The organism is Halanaerobiales bacterium, assembly GCA_035270125.1.
In the GTDB taxonomy this organism is placed as follows: Bacteria; Bacillota; Halanaerobiia; order Halanaerobiales; family DATFIM01; genus DATFIM01.
Genome location: DATFIM010000201.1, coordinates 1 through 15,436, shown reverse-complemented (window position 1 = coordinate 15,436; position 15,436 = coordinate 1). Strand labels below are relative to the sequence as shown.

Sequence of the window (15,436 nt, the reverse complement as noted above, 5' to 3'; positions counted from 1 at the left end):
TATATCAGCTCTTAGTCTGGCATTTGTATATGAATGGACTACTCCTTATATAGAAAAACATGCTGCTAAAGCACGTGAAAGTGGTATTTTTGAAGTAGTTCCTGAGGCTGAAAGTTATGAAGAAGTTACGAAAAATGGAATAAAATTTTATGAAGGCTATAAATCTGGCCAAAGAGTTGGTGTTGCTTTAATAGAAGAAGGTCCAGGTTTTCAGGGTATGATTAAATTAATGGTAGGTGCTAACCCTGCTAATGGAGAGATTTATGGAATAAAAATATTAGAACATGAAGAAACTCCTGGATTGGGAGCAAATATAACAACTGATAGTTATAAAAGTAATTTTGAAGGTAAACCTTTTGGAGAATACGATGTAATAAAAAGAGAAACCTCAGACCCCTATCAGGTTGAAGCTATTGCAGGTGCAACTATTTCTTCGGAAAAGGTTACTAGAATTGTAGAAGATGCAGTTGATAAGATTCAAAATGCTTATGGGGGTGGAAATTAATGAAACAACTAATAGCTGATTTTAAAAATGGACTATGGAAAGAAAACCCAATAATAGTACTTGTTATTGGTATGTGTCCAACTCTGGCGGTAACTAATACAGCAGTCAATGGTTTAGCTATGGGACTTGCTACATCTTTTGTATTAATTTCTTCAGAGATTGTTATTTCTCTCATAAAAAAATTGATTCCTAATGATGTCAGGATTCCAAGTTATATTTTAATTATAGCTACTTTTGTTACATTTACAGATTATTTTTTGAAAGCTTTTTTTCCTGATATAGCAGCGTCATTGAGTCTTTTTATTCCATTAATAGTAGTTAACTGTCTTATTTTAGGAAGACAGGAAGCTTTTGCTTCTAAAAACCCTGTTCACCGTTCTATTGCTGATGCAGTTGGAATGGGACTTGGTTTCACCTGGGTTCTTGTTGCTTTGAGTATATTTAGAGAACTTTTAGGTATGGGTTCAGTTTTTGGAATACAGCTTCTAGGTAGTTGGTATCAACCAATGATTATAATGATTTTACCTGCAGGAGCGTTTATTAGTCTTGGAATATTAATTGGTGTAATGAATGTCATAAGTAGCAGGGAGGGTTAATTTAAATGGAGGAATTTACACAAATATTACTATTATTTTTCAGTACTGTTTTAGTTAATAACTTTATATTAGTTCAATTTTTAGGAATATGTCCTTTCTTAGGTGTTTCAAGTCAGGTTGAAACTTCATTTAGTATGGGACTGGCAGTAACTTTTGTAATGACCCTAACTGCAGCAGCTACCTGGCTTATAAATACATTTATTTTAGAAGCATTAAATTTACCATTTTTACAATATGTGTCATTCATTATTGTTATAGCTTCTCTTGTTCAATTTGTTGAAATGTTTATTAAAAAAACGAGTCCAGTTTTATATAAAGCACTTGGAATTTATCTTCCTCTTATTACAACTAACTGTGCTATTTTAGGTTTAGCATTACAAATACCTTTAAATAATTATGGTTTTATTGCGAGTGTTGTCTTTGGATTTGCAGCAGGAGTAGGATTTACTCTTGCAATTGTTCTTATGGCTGGACTTAGAGAAAACTTAGAGTTTGGTGATGTCCCAAAAGCCCTTAGAGGAGTTCCAATTACTCTAATTATTGCAGGACTTATGGCTATGGCCTTTATGGGCTTTTCCGGAATGATTTCAGGTTGATATAGTAATCGGAGGTGAAATAATGAAATCAATTTATTTGTATTCTCTTTTGAGCATGGGAGGTATAGCAGCTTTTTTAGCAGCCGGTCTTGGCATAGCTTCTCGGGCTTTCCATGTAGATAAAGATCCTAGAATAGATGAAGTTGAAGAAGTTCTTCCAGGGGCTAATTGTGGGGCATGTGGATATGCTGGTTGTAGTAGTTTCGCTGAAGCAGTAGTTAAAGGTGATGCTTCCATTGATGGTTGTCCTGTTGGTGGAGAAGATGTTGCAGAAAAAATTGCAGAAATTTTAGATGCAGAAGCGTCTTCAGCTGAAGGTGAAGTAGCTAGAGTGCTCTGTCGTGGTGGAAACAAAGAAACAAAAAAAGATTCAGAATATAAAGGTATAGAAACCTGTAAAGCTGTAAATCTTATAAATGGTGGAGACAAAAGTTGTCAATATGGATGTCTTGGTTATGGGGATTGTGTAGAGGTATGTCCTTTTGATGCAATTAAAATGAATGAAAATGGTCTTCCTGAAGTTGATCCTGAGAAATGTACAGGTTGTGGGAAATGTGTTGAAGCCTGTCCAAAAGATATTATTACACTTTATCCATCATCTAAAAAGAATCATATTGAGTGTTCATCCCCTGAAAGTGGTAAAGTAGTAAGTAAAATTTGTGAAGTTGGCTGTATAGGTTGTGGCATGTGTGAAAAAGTATGTCCGGTTGATGCTATAACAATGGAGGGAGACCTTGCAGTTATAGATTATGAAAAATGTATTAATTGTGGTCTTTGCGCAGAAAAATGTCCAACTGATACAATTACTTTTGAAGGGAAAAAGGTAAAAAATATAGAAATTACTGATGATTGTGTTGGTTGTACCTTATGTGCAAAAGCCTGCCCGGTAGATGCTATAGAGGGTGAACCAAAAGAAAAACATGAGATTGATCCTGAAAAATGTGTTAAATGTGGAATTTGTTATGATACATGTAATGTAGATGCCATTAAAGTAGAGTATGAATAAATAATTTAAAATAGATATAACAAACTTTAAACCAAACTATTTAGGGGTACTTGCTTTTTATAGCAGGGCCCCTTTTTATGATTTTTATACTAATATTATAGACATCAAAGTATAAAGGTGTTACAATTAAAATACTTAGTAGGTGATTTTATGTATAAGTTATTAAAAATTATGACTGCGTATGATATTATGATAATAATAGGAGTAATATTATTAAGTATAGCTATTTTATTTCTTCCTTTCTGGAATAGTGAAAATGCGGATAGTGGAGATCAGGTTATTTATATCAGCCAGGAAGGTGAAATAGTCCAAAAAATTCCTGTTAAAGAAACTATTAACAATCGAATTATAGTTGAAGTAGAAGGTCCTATAGGTACAAGTATTATTGAAGCTTATAATGGAAAAGTTCGAATGAAAGAAGCACCTGAAAAAGATCCGGAAAAAATTTGTGTAAAAACTGGATGGATTAATAGAGCTGGGCCTTCAATTATTTGTGTTCCCAATAAAATATCTATTTGGATTGAAAGTGAAAAAAGTGATTTAGATGGAGTGACCTGGTAAAATGAAAAATAAAATTGCAATAATAATTATTTTATTAATTATAACTATTAGTTTGTTTTTAATAGTACAACAAACTGAAAACAAAGAAAAATTATATACTGAAAAAGTATTTATAATGGATACTGTAGTTGAAATTAAAATTATCAGTGAAAATGATGGTAATGATATTATTTCTGAATCAATAAAAATTATTAAAGACTGGAATAAAAGATTGGATCGTTATAATAATAATAGTATGATTTCTAAAATAAATAATTATGGGGAATCTGGTGTTGAAGTATCTTCTGAAATGAGAGAATTATTTTTTCGGCTAAAAGAATATGCAAAATTGACTGAAGGTAATTTCGATCCAACTATTGCCCCTTTAATTGATATCTGGGGGTTTGGAGAAGGAGAAAATAAAATTCCTGATAAAAATGATATAAAAAGTGCATTGCAATTGATTAACTATAATGATATAAAGATTGATAAAGGTAATAATAAAATCTATTTACCTAAAGAAAGTAAAATAGATTTAGGAGCGGCAGCTAAGGGTTTTATCATAGATAAAGTTTATGAATATCTAAAAGAAAATAATATAGATAATTTTTTTATAAATGCTGGAGGAAATATTCGAGTATCTGGATTGAATACCTTAAAGAATCGAAAATGGACTATTGGAATTAGAAAACCGAGATTTAATAATCAAATTTATAATGATTATATTCTTGAGATTTCTAAAGGAGCTATTGCCACTTCAGGAGATTATGAGCGCTATTTTATTAAAAATAATAAAAGGTATTCACATTTACTCGATCCCAATACCGGTTATCCAGCTCGTGAATTACAGTCAGTTACTATTTATAGTTCTAATGCTATGAGTGCTGATATTTTATCTACAGCACTATTTATTATGGGCTGGGAAAATGCTAAAAAAGAAATAAAAAAATCTGATAATATTGCAGGATTTCTTATAAAAGATGGAGAAATATGGTATAGTGAAGATTTTGAGGATATTTTTACCAAAAATTAATCTAAGAAAGAAAAGAGGTAAATATGAGAAAATCAAAAATAAAAAAAATGGTTATTATTTCCCTGCTTGTTAGTCTTGGATTAATATTACATGTTATAGAAGGTTTAATCCCTATTAATGGAGTAGTACCTGGTGCAAAATTAGGACTTGCAAATATTCCGAATTTGCTTGCTCTAATCATTTTTGGTTTTCAAGCTGGTTTTCAAGTATTATTTTTAAGAGTTTTTCTAGGTTCTTTATTAATAGGAACTTTTATGACTATAAATTTCTATTTTAGTTTAATAGGCGGGATTTTAGGATTTTTAGCAATGGCATTTGCTTATTTTTACTTAAAAGATAAATTAAGTATTATTGGAGTGAGTGTTTTAGGTGCTGTTTTTCATAATATTGGTCAGATTGTAATAGCGTTTTTTATAATTGCAAATCAGGGTATATTTTACTATTTACCCTATTTATTATTAATGGCTGTACCCACTGGAATAGGAGTAGGATTAGTTACTTATTTTACCCTAAATCACTTGCCATTAAAGGAGGATTTTTAATATGAAGAACTTGATTTTAGCTTCAGAATCTCCAAGAAGAGAAAAAATATTAAAAAGATTAAACATGCAGTTTACAGTTGTGCCAAGTAAAATTGATGAGAGTGTTTATGAACATTTAAGTCCAGAAAAAATGGTACAGGAATTATCATCTTTAAAAGCAAAAGAAGTCAGTAAATTAGTAGAAGATACTTTAATAATAGCAGCTGATACAATTATTGTTAATGATGAAAAGATTTTGGGTAAACCTCAATCTGAAGAAGATGCTATTAAAATGTTAAAAGAATTACGAGGTGATAATCATACAGTAATCACTGGATTGGCAGTTTTCTCAACATTGAATAGAAAAGAAATTACTGATATAGACAGAACAGAAGTATATTTAGCTGATATGACTGATAATGAAGTTGAAAAATATGTTTCTACTGGAGAACCTATGGGTAAAGCTGGTTCTTATGCAATTCAAGGTTTAGGAAGTGTTTTTGTAGAGAAAATAGAGGGTTCATATTTTACAGTTATGGGTTTACCTGTCCATAAACTAGCTCGAATTCTTAATAAATTTTCAATTGATATTATATAAAAATTATAAAGGAAGATGATAATGGAGAATGTAGAATATAGATGTACAATAAAAGAACTTCCTAAAGAAGAAAGGCCTCGCGAAAAATTGCTAAAATATGGGGCTGAACAATTATCTAATGCAGAGTTGTTAGCTGTTATAATAAGATTAGGTATAGCAAAAAGAACAGCTGTTGAATTATCACAGGATATTTTAAATTATTTTAATGGTTTGAAAGGGATAGTAGAATTAAAGGCTGAAGAATTAGTTAAACTAAAGGGAATTGGAACTGTTAAGGCTTCCCAGATTTTAGCTTTAATAGAGTTGAGTAAAAGAATTCATTCCAGCTCATTTTTAGAACAACCTGTCATTCAAACCCCAAAAGATATTGTTTCTCTAATTATGCCCAAACTTCGCTTTTTGAAACAGGAGGTATTTGGACTAGTATTACTTGATATAAAAAATAAAGTTATTGCTACTCCCTTAATAAGCAAAGGAGGGCTCAGTAGTTCAATAGTTCATCCCAGAGAAGTATATAAAGTTGCAATTAAAAGAAGTAGTGCTGCTATTATACTTTTTCATAATCATCCAAGTGGAGAACCTACTCCCAGTCAGGATGACATAAAAATCACAAAAAGGTTAATTAAAGTTGGGGAAATAATAGGAATTAATGTTTTAGATCATATTGTTATTGGAGATAATAAATTTATTAGTATGAAGGAAGAAGAAATTATTTAAATAAGATATATAGAGAGGGGAAAAACATATGGTTTTCAAATTTTTAGGTGCACCATTTTCGAGAGATATGGGAATTGATTTAGGTACAGCCAATACATTAGTTTATATAAAAGGAAAAGGAATTTTGATCAGAGAGCCATCAGTAGTTGCTTTAAGAGATAATGAGGTATTAGCAGTTGGTAATGAAGCAAAAAAAATGATTGGACGTACACCTGGTAATATTAGGGCTGTTCGACCTATGAAAGATGGTGTTATTGCTGATTTTGATATTACTGAAGCAATGCTTCGTTATTTTATAACTAAAGCTCATAAAAGAAGTAAACTTGTAAGACCTAGAATAATTATTTGTGTTCCTTCAGGGGTAACTGAAGTAGAAAAAAGAGCAGTTTTAGATGCAGCAGAACATGCAGGTGCCAGAAAAGCTTATCTAATAGAAGAACCTATGGCAGCTGCTATTGGTGCTGGATTACCAGTTGAAGAACCAACAGGTAATATGGTGGTTGATATTGGTGGGGGAACTACCGAAGTTGCAGTTATTTCATTAGGAGGAATAGTAACCAGCCGTTCTATAAGAGTTGGTGGGGATGAAATGGATGAAGCTATAGTTAGTTATATCAAAAATGAATATAATTTATTAATAGGTGATAGAACAGCTGAAGAATTAAAAATTGATATAGGTTCAGCATTAATTGGTGAAAATGAAGGTCAAAAAGAAATAAGAGGTAGAGACCAGGTTAGTGGTTTGCCAAAAACTATTTCAGTAAAAAGTTCTGAGGTGCAGAAGGCTCTTAGAGAACCAATTGAAAATATTATTGAAGCAGTAAAAATGACTTTGGAAAAAACACCTCCTGAATTATCTTCAGATGTAATGGATAGAGGAATAATTTTAACTGGTGGAGGAGTTCTATTGCAAAGTTTAGCTGAACTTATTAAAAAAGAAACTGAAATTCCTGTTCATCTTGCTGAAGATCCTTTAGATAGTGTAGTACAGGGTACTGGAATTGCTCTTGAAGAAATAGATTCACTAAAAAAAGTATTGATTTCTCCAAAAAAGCTATCTTAAAGAGGAAGTGATTATATGAATAGATTTAATAATACACCTTTGATTTTAATAGCTATCTTTTTATTATTAATAATAAGTTTGGGGATTAGTAATTATTTTTCTATAAACATACCATATCTTTCTTTTGTTCAGAGTGGTATATATAATTTGATATCTCCAGCAGTATCAGGAGTTAATAGGGTTATAACCAGTATTGATAATTATATTAAAAGATTCAAAAATGCAGGTGAAATACTTTCAGAAAATGAAAAATTGAAAAAACAATTAGCTGAAGAAAGATTAAATAATATACTTATGAAAAAATATGAAATTCAAAATGAAAGATTACGTAAATTATTAGATTTCAAAGAATTAACTTCTTATGAAACTCAGGGGGCAAAAGTAATTGGATATGGCCCTTCTAAATGGAAAGAAAAAATTCTTATAAATAAAGGTAGTAAAGATGGACTAAAAGATGGGATGACAGTAGTTACTTATAATGGAAGCTTTGTGGGACAAATTAATTATATTACCAGCGATTCTGCGCAGGTAGAAATGGTTAATAACTCTGGCTTTGTAGTTGCTGGGATTGTTCAAAGAGAGGATTCAAGAGCTGTAGGATTAGTAAAAGGAAATCAGGAAAATAGTAAATATAATATTATGGATAATCTTTCCTGGGATTCTGATATTCGTGAAAATGATTTGATTTTAACTTCAGGACTATCTAATACATATCCAAAAGGTCTTCCAATAGGTAAAGTAACAGAAGTCAATCCTGATAATTATGGAGTTTCTCAAAAAGCTAAAATAGATTTATTTATTGATTTAAATACTATTGAAGAAGTATTAGTCATAACAGATTTTTAGTTTGTAAGATAATGAGAGGAGGAAAGTTATGAAAAAAGGGCTATATTATGCATTGTTTTCTTTAATAGCATTGATTTTACAGTTGCAATTTAAAGTATATCTACCTTTTATGGATTATACTCCAGATTTTTTGTTAATATTAGTAGTTTTAATAGCCTTCTCCTCAGGAACTAAAGCTGGTTTTTTTTCTGGACTAATTTTAGGATTAATTCAGGATGTTTTTTTAGGAGGTTTTTTTGGAGTATATACAGTAAGTAAAGCTATTCTTGGTTTAATAGCAGGTTTGGTGGAAGGAAAAGTATATAAACAAAATATTTTGATTCCACCACTAGTAGTATTTTTTATTTCAATTTTACAGGAAATATTAATTATTCCCCTTATAGAAAATTTAATATTTACAATTAATCTGTGGACCCTTTTTAAAAGTTATGTTATTAAATTTGCTTTCTATAATACAATTTTGACTTTTATAGTATATAGTATAATTTATTATTTTAATCTTAATGAAAAAAATAGGAGAAGTTATTATGAATAAGAGATTAAAAATTCTGAGATTAATTATAATTTCAGTTATGATTTTTCTTGTTTTAAGAGGGGGGTATTTACAATTAATATCAGGAGATTATTATTTTGATTTGTCTGAAGGTAATAGAATATCTTTAAGACCGGTAAATGCACCCAGAGGAAAAATCATTGATAAAAATGGTGAAATAATAGCTTCAAATAAGTTATCATATAATTTGTATCTTCTTCCTAATGAGGTTTCTCCAGAGCTAAAGGTTGAAGATGTTATAGATCGCTTAAGTGAATTTACAAATTTGGATACTAGTTCTTTAAAGAAAAAATATATAGAAAATAAAGATATTTATAATTCTTCTTTACTTCTGAAAAGAAATCTATCTTCCAAAAATATGATAAGTATAGAGGAAAATTCTAAAGAGTTACCAGGCCTTGTTATAGAAGACTCTTTTTTAAGACAGTATCCTTTTGCTAAAACTGCTTCTCATGTTTTAGGATATGTAGGACAAATAAGTGAAGAACAATTAAAGCAGTTTAATAATGAGGGTAAAAATTATAGAGGTGGAGATATTATAGGTATTGCAGGGTTGGAAAAAGAATATGAAAATTATCTAAATGGTAAAAATGGAGTAGAACAGATTGAAGTTAATAATATGGGTTATAAGATAAAAACTATTGGTATGAAATCTCCTGAGCCTGGTAATGATCTAATATTAAATATAAATATGGATTTAGAAGCAAGAATTGAAAAAAAACTTACAAATGCATTTGAAGCCCTTAAAGAAGAAGCTAAAAATGATCAGGAACTTACAATACCTACAGGAGCCAGTGCAATTGTAATGGAAGTAAATAGTGGGGCTATAAGAGCAATTACAAGTATACCTAATTATGATCCTAATGATTTTTCTAATGGAATAAGTGAGGGTAAATATGATGAACTTCAAAATGATCCTAATTTCCCATTATTGAATCGCAATACTATGTCAGCCATTCCTCCAGGCTCTATTTTCAAATTAGTAACTGGTACAGCCGGAATTAAATACCTTGGTATTGATGGTGAGACAGAATTTGTAGATGAAAATGCTAAATTTTATATTCCAGATTGGTCTCAACCTTTTAATAATTGGTACCCGGTTGGTGAAGGTAAATTAGATTTCACAAAGGCAATAGCAAGATCTAATAATATCGTTTTTTATAAAATTGGTTATAGATTATATGAAAAATATAAAGGAGAAAAGTTAATAGAAACAGCACGTGAATACGGCTTGGGAGAAAAAACAGGAATAGATTTACCCGAGGAAAAAAGCGGTTTGGTTCCAGATGAAAGTTGGAAACAAAGTGAATTTGGGGAAAATTGGTATCCTGGAGATTCAGTTAATTTATCAATTGGCCAGGGTGGACTTTTGACTACTCCTTTACAATTAAGCCTTTTAGTTAGTTCTATTGCTAATGAAGGTAAATTATATGAGCCTCAGATTGTTGATAAAATAATTGATGATAAGGGAAACGTAACTAAAGATTTTGATAAAGTATTAAAAAAAGAATTACCTTTTTCTAATGAAACATATAAAATTTTAAAAGAAGGTATGAAAGAAGTCACCAATGCAGAGTATGGTACAGCATCTTCAGTTTTTAGAGATTTTCCTATAAAAATTGCTGGCAAAACTGGTACAGCAGAAACAGGTATATCTAATCATGGTTGGTTTGCAGGTTTTGCACCTGCTGATGATCCTGAAATAGTAGTTGTTGTTTTTTTAGAGAATGGTAATTCAAGTTCTAATACTTTACCGGTTGCTAAAGAGATATTTAGGGAGTATTTTGGATTAAATAAAAGTTCAGATTTAATTGAAAATAACTCAAATAAACAAGAAGAGGAAATTATACAATCAAATAACTTAGTGGATTTTTTCAAATCGGTATTTTTGGAGAATTAGAAGGATTTTTTCTATTATTCTAGAATGTTATATAATAGGGAAATTTTATTTAAATATATTAATTATTATAAGGAGTATAAGCTATGAGTCCTGCTATATCTTTTCAAGTTAGAACTAAAGGAGTAATAATAAATTTAGATTCGAAAAAGAAATTTACTGATATAAAAAATGAATTAATAAAACATGTAAATCAAGCTAATGATTTTTTTGCTGGCACTGATATATACTTAAATATTACAGGACATCGTTTTAAATTAGAAGAGGTTACTGAATTAATTGAAATAATAAAAAATTATAATGAGATTAATGATGTATATATTGATAATACTAAAAGTACCCAAAAAACAGAAATTAGCAAGAAAAAAACAGAAATTAAAAATAAAAAAGATACCCTATTAATTGAAAGAACTATTCGATCCGGTCAAAGAGTAAAATATCCGACTAATGTTGTGATTATGGGGGATATAAATCCAGGAGCAGTTGTAATAGCTGGAGGGGATATAATAGTTTTAGGTAAATTAAAAGGTGTAGTACACGCTGGGGCAGATGGTAGCTATGATGCCAAAATATTTGCTATGTGTCTTGAGGCAACTCAATTAAGAATTGCAAATGTAATTTCGAGATCACCAGATGAAAATAAAAATAATCATTGTGAATCAGAAATTGCATATTTAAAAAATGGTAAAATCATAGTCGAAAACTATAATAAGTAGAAAACAGGAGGGATTATTTTGGCTGGAAAGGTTATTGTTATTACATCAGGTAAAGGTGGAGTCGGTAAAACAACAGCTACTGCAAATATTGGGACAGCACTTGCTGAAATAGGGAAAAAAGTGTGTTTAATTGATGCAGATATTGGTTTAAGAAATCTTGATGTAGTTTTAGGTTTAGAAAATAGAATTGTATATGATATTGTTGATGTTGTTGAAGGAAATTGTCGCCTTGAACAGGCTTTAATTAAAGATAAAAGAAATAATAATTTAGTTTTACTTCCGGCAGCTCAAACAAGAGACAAAACGGCAGTTTCACCTTCTCAAATGAAAGAATTAACTAATACCTTAAAAGAGGATATGGATTATGTATTAGTAGATTCACCAGCAGGTATTGAACAGGGTTTCAAAAATTCTATAGCTGGAGCAGATGATGCCATTATTTTAACAACACCAGAAGTTTCTGCTGTTAGAGATGCTGATAGAATTATAGGTCTTTTAGAAGCTGAGGGTGTTAATGATCCTGAAGTAATAATTAATAGGATCAGAATGGATATGGTTGAAAGAGGCGATATGATGAATATCGATGACATGATAGAAATACTTGCTATTAATCTTTTAGGTGTTGTTCCAGATGATGAATCGATAGTTGTTTCTACTAATAGAGGTGAACCAATTGTTTTATCAGATGGGGTTAAAGCCAGTGAAGCTTTTAATAATATAGCTCATAGAATAACTGGTAAAGATATTCCTATGATGGATTTAAAAAAAGATTCTATGATGACTAAGTTAAAGAAAATATTTGGTCTAGGGTAAAAGGAGGGGATTCTAATCGATATATTAAATGATATATTAAAAAAATTAGGTCTTAAAAGTGAAGAAAATAAAAGTAAAGATATAGCTAAGGAAAGACTGCAATTTGTACTTGTACATGATAGGATTAACTTATCACCTGAAGAAATGAAAAATTTAAGAGAAGAAATGTTAGAAGTTCTAAAAAAATATGTTGATGTAGATGACCAGAATGTAAAAATGGAATTAGATAAAAAAGAAGATATCATGGCTTTAGTAGCTAATTTTCCAATAAATAATTCATCATAAGAGGGAAAAATTAAATGAAATGGCAAAAAAGGTTTTGGAAAAACTTGAATATCTATATACCTATTTTGGTTTTACTATTATCCATTATTGGTTTGATTATGATAAGTAGTGCTGTAGAAATAAATAAAAATCCTGAAAACTGGAATTTCATTCAAAAACAAATTATAGCTATAATTGTAGGTGTAGTTGCTATAACTATAATCCAATTTTATGACTATTCACTTCTTAAAGAATATTCTGATTTAATATATATTTTTACTGTTGGAGTTTTAGTATTACTTCTAATTATTGGTTCTGAAAGAGGTGGGGGGAGAAGTTGGATCAGTATAGGCAGTATTAACTTTCAACCCTCTGAAATAGCAAAAATAATAGTAATAATTATGCTGGCTAATGTTATGTCAGAAATGAAAGATGAATTAAAAAACCTAACTGGAATTTTAAAGTCAGGTTTTTATGCATTCATACCTTTTGTTTTAATTATATTACAAAATGATTTAGGAACGGCTCTTGTTATATTATTCATTTATCTAGTTATGTTATATGTTGCAGGAGGAGACCGAAAAATAATGTTATTAATTTTTGGAGGTAGTTTTTTAATTATTTTATTATTACTTGCCTCGCATTTTATCTTTGAAACTCCTCTTCCTCTTATAAAAGATTATCAGTTAAATAGACTAATTGTGTTTGTAAATCCTGACATAGATCCTCAGGGTGCTGGATATAATATTTTACAGTCAAAGATTGCTTTAGGCTCAGGAAAATTATTTGGTAAAGGTTTATTTTCTGGTACTCAAAATCAATTGAATTTTTTACCGGAAAAACATACCGACTTTATTTTTTCAGTTGTAGGAGAAGAATTTGGATTTTTGGGAATCACACTGGTACTTAGTTTATATTTATTATTATTTTGGAATATGATTAAAGTTGCAATTAATGCTCGAGATGATTTTGGTAAACTTGTTGTTACAGGAATTTTAGCTTTGATTTTTTTTCATGTTTTACAAAATTCTGGAATGACTATGGGAGTAATGCCTATAACTGGAATACCACTACCTTTTATTAGTTATGGTGGTAGTGCTATGCTTTCTAATATGATAGCAATTGGAATAATTATTAATATTAATGTTCGCAAAAAGAAAATAATGTTTTAGTTTAAGATTTTTAAGTTTTTTGAATTAATAATTGAGGTGTTATGATGAATGTTAAAGAGAAAATAAATGATTTACTCTATAAAATAAAAAATCCAGAAAGATATATAGGTAATGAATGGAACGCAATAAATAAAAAATGGACTAATGATAAAATAAAAACAGTACTTGCTTTTCCTGATGTTTATGAAATTGGAATGTCTCATCTTGGGATGAAAATTATTTATCACTTATTAAATAGTAATGAAGATATTTTATGTGAGAGAACTTTTTCTCCCTGGACAGATATGGAAGAATTATTAAAAGAAAATAATTTACCTTTATATTCACTTGAAAGTGGTAGGGAAATTAGAGATTTTGATATTTTAGGTTTTACCCTGCAATATGAGATGAGTTATACAAATATTTTAAATATTTTAGATTTAGCTGATATGGCTATAAGAAGTAAAGACAGGAATGAAAAAGATCCTTTAGTTATAGCTGGGGGAGCTACAGTATTTAATCCAGAACCTCTGGCTCCTTTTATTGATTTATTTTTCATTGGTGAAGCAGAAGAGGTAATTGTTGAATTAATTAGAGAATATAAAAATCTTAAGAAAAAAAATTATTCTAAAGAAGAAATGTTATTTGAATTAAATAAAATTTCTGGAGTATATGTTCCTTCATTATACGAAATTAAAGATTCTAAAGATAGATTAGCTCCAATTAATAAAGGAATAAAAGATGTTATCAATAAACAGGTTGTAGAAAATTTAGATAAAGCATATTACCCTACTGAATTTATAGTACCTTATATGGACATAGTACATAATAGAGCTGTATTAGAAATTTCTAGAGGATGTACTAGAGGTTGTAGATTTTGTGCAGCTGGAATGACTTATAGACCAACTAGAGAAAGAAGTAAAGAAAAATTACTTTCTCTTGCAGATGAAATTCTTAAATCTACTGGTTATGGAGAAATCTCCCTTACATCCTTGAGTACTGTTGACCATTCACAGGTTGAAGAAATTACTGAATCTTTTATGGATAAATATCAAAAAGACAATATTAGTTTATCTCTTTCTTCTTTAAGAGTTGATGATTTTTCCGTAGAATTAGCTAAAAAAGTTCAAAAAGTAAAGAAAACTGGTTTGACTTTTGCACCTGAAGCTGGAACTCAGAGATTAAGAAATGTAATTAATAAAGGAGTTAGTGAAGAAAATTTATATGATGCCGTAAAATCTGCTTTCAATTCAGGCTGGCATAGAATTAAATTATATTTCATGATCGGTTTACCTACAGAAACAGAAAAAGATTTAGAAGGTATAGTAAGATTAGCAAAAAGGGTTCTGGAAATTGGTAAAGATATTCGTCAAAATACAGATAAGCGGATGAAAAAAATAGAAGTGCAGGTTAGTGTATCTACTTTTATCCCCAAACCATTTACACCTTTTCAATGGGTTTCCATGCCTTCAAAAGAAAAAATAATTGAAAAACAGGATTATCTTAGAGATAATTTAAGGGGGAGAGGTCTCAAATTTAGCTGGAATGACCCTGACTTAAGTTTGCTTGAAGGTGTGATTGCTAGAGGTGATCGAAATACCGCTGAAATAATAGAAACTGCCTGGAAAAACGGAGCAAAATTTGACAGCTGGAATGATCATTTCGAGCCTAATATATGGTATCAGGCTATTAAAGATAATAATCATCAATTAGAAGATTTAATAGGAGATATAGATTTAAATAAAATCTTACCCTGGTCACATATAAATACTGGTATTAAACAAAAATTTCTAAAAAAAGAATATAATAAATCATTTTCCGAAGAAATAACCGATGATTGTAGGGAAAATAAATGTACTAGATGTGATGTTTGTCATGATCTGGGAGTAGAACTGGATATAATAGGGGATGATTTTTAATATGAAAATAAGAATAGAATTTTCTAAATTGAAAGGTGTTAGGTATATTTCCCATCTAGAACTAATGGATACAATAAGAAGGGCTGTAAGAAGGGCTAATCT

18 protein-coding genes and 1 pseudogene are annotated in these 15,436 nt (G+C 29.9%); all 19 read left to right on the top strand.

Features of this window, described 5'->3' with window-relative positions; translation table 11 throughout:
* On the top strand, positions 1–505 hold a 505-nt coding region (locus VJ881_10180; protein ID HKL76420.1), incomplete at its 5' end, for an RnfABCDGE type electron transport complex subunit G.
* Positions 505–1,101, top strand: a complete 597-nt coding sequence (locus VJ881_10175) for an electron transport complex subunit E (protein HKL76419.1) — start codon at positions 505–507, stop codon at positions 1,099–1,101. The genes VJ881_10180 and VJ881_10175, both read left to right, overlap by 1 nt.
* 5 nt (positions 1,102–1,106) lie before the next feature.
* Positions 1,107–1,697 (top strand): electron transport complex subunit RsxA, encoded by a 591-nt coding sequence (gene rsxA / locus VJ881_10170; protein HKL76418.1) that lies wholly within the window; start codon positions 1,107–1,109, stop codon positions 1,695–1,697.
* A 22-nt stretch (positions 1,698–1,719) separates the two neighbouring features.
* Positions 1,720–2,703: a Fe-S cluster domain-containing protein gene (locus VJ881_10165; GenBank protein HKL76417.1), complete on the top strand. Its 984-nt coding sequence runs from the start codon at positions 1,720–1,722 to the stop codon at positions 2,701–2,703.
* A 150-nt stretch (positions 2,704–2,853) separates the two neighbouring features.
* Positions 2,854–3,264 (top strand): NusG domain II-containing protein, encoded by a 411-nt coding sequence (locus tag VJ881_10160; GenBank protein HKL76416.1) that lies wholly within the window; start codon positions 2,854–2,856, stop codon positions 3,262–3,264.
* Between the two features lies 1 nt (position 3,265).
* Positions 3,266–4,276: an FAD:protein FMN transferase gene (locus tag VJ881_10155; GenBank protein ID HKL76415.1), complete on the top strand. Its 1,011-nt coding sequence runs from the start codon at positions 3,266–3,268 to the stop codon at positions 4,274–4,276.
* 23 nt (positions 4,277–4,299) lie between these two features.
* Entirely contained in the window at positions 4,300–4,818 is a 519-nt protein-coding gene (locus tag VJ881_10150; protein ID HKL76414.1) for a Gx transporter family protein, read from the top strand.
* A gap of 1 nt (position 4,819) precedes the next feature.
* Positions 4,820–5,395 (top strand): Maf family protein, encoded by a 576-nt coding sequence (locus tag VJ881_10145; GenBank protein HKL76413.1) that lies wholly within the window; start codon positions 4,820–4,822, stop codon positions 5,393–5,395.
* Positions 5,396–5,416: 21 nt separating this feature from the next.
* Entirely contained in the window at positions 5,417–6,112 is a 696-nt protein-coding gene (radC, locus tag VJ881_10140; GenBank protein HKL76412.1) for a DNA repair protein RadC, read from the top strand.
* Positions 6,113–6,140: 28 nt separating this feature from the next.
* Positions 6,141–7,175: a rod shape-determining protein gene (locus tag VJ881_10135; GenBank protein ID HKL76411.1), complete on the top strand. Its 1,035-nt coding sequence runs from the start codon at positions 6,141–6,143 to the stop codon at positions 7,173–7,175.
* Positions 7,176–7,190: 15 nt separating this feature from the next.
* Complete coding sequence (mreC, locus tag VJ881_10130) at positions 7,191–8,021, top strand: rod shape-determining protein MreC (protein HKL76410.1); 831 nt, start codon at positions 7,191–7,193, stop codon at positions 8,019–8,021.
* A gap of 25 nt (positions 8,022–8,046) precedes the next feature.
* Positions 8,047–8,556: pseudogene (mreD, locus tag VJ881_10125) on the top strand (rod shape-determining protein MreD).
* Entirely contained in the window at positions 8,549–10,474 is a 1,926-nt protein-coding gene (gene mrdA, locus VJ881_10120; protein HKL76409.1) for a penicillin-binding protein 2, read from the top strand. The pseudogene mreD and the gene mrdA overlap by 8 nt, the downstream one beginning before the upstream one ends.
* Positions 10,475–10,557: 83 nt before the next feature.
* Positions 10,558–11,187: a septum site-determining protein MinC gene (gene minC, locus VJ881_10115; GenBank protein HKL76408.1), complete on the top strand. Its 630-nt coding sequence runs from the start codon at positions 10,558–10,560 to the stop codon at positions 11,185–11,187.
* Between the two features lie 18 nt (positions 11,188–11,205).
* Complete coding sequence (minD, locus tag VJ881_10110) at positions 11,206–12,000, top strand: septum site-determining protein MinD (protein ID HKL76407.1); 795 nt, start codon at positions 11,206–11,208, stop codon at positions 11,998–12,000.
* Between the two features lie 9 nt (positions 12,001–12,009).
* A complete protein-coding gene (gene minE / locus VJ881_10105) occupies positions 12,010–12,285 on the top strand; it encodes a cell division topological specificity factor MinE (GenBank protein ID HKL76406.1) in 276 nt (91 codons plus the stop codon).
* Between the two features lie 14 nt (positions 12,286–12,299).
* Positions 12,300–13,436 (top strand): rod shape-determining protein RodA, encoded by a 1,137-nt coding sequence (rodA, locus tag VJ881_10100; GenBank protein ID HKL76405.1) that lies wholly within the window; start codon positions 12,300–12,302, stop codon positions 13,434–13,436.
* A 44-nt stretch (positions 13,437–13,480) separates the two neighbouring features.
* A complete protein-coding gene (locus VJ881_10095; GenBank protein HKL76404.1) occupies positions 13,481–15,334 on the top strand; it encodes a TIGR03960 family B12-binding radical SAM protein in 1,854 nt (617 codons plus the stop codon).
* A partial coding sequence (locus VJ881_10090) for a DUF2344 domain-containing protein (protein ID HKL76403.1) occupies positions 15,324–15,436 on the top strand: 113 nt, incomplete at its 3' end. The genes VJ881_10095 and VJ881_10090, both read left to right, overlap by 11 nt.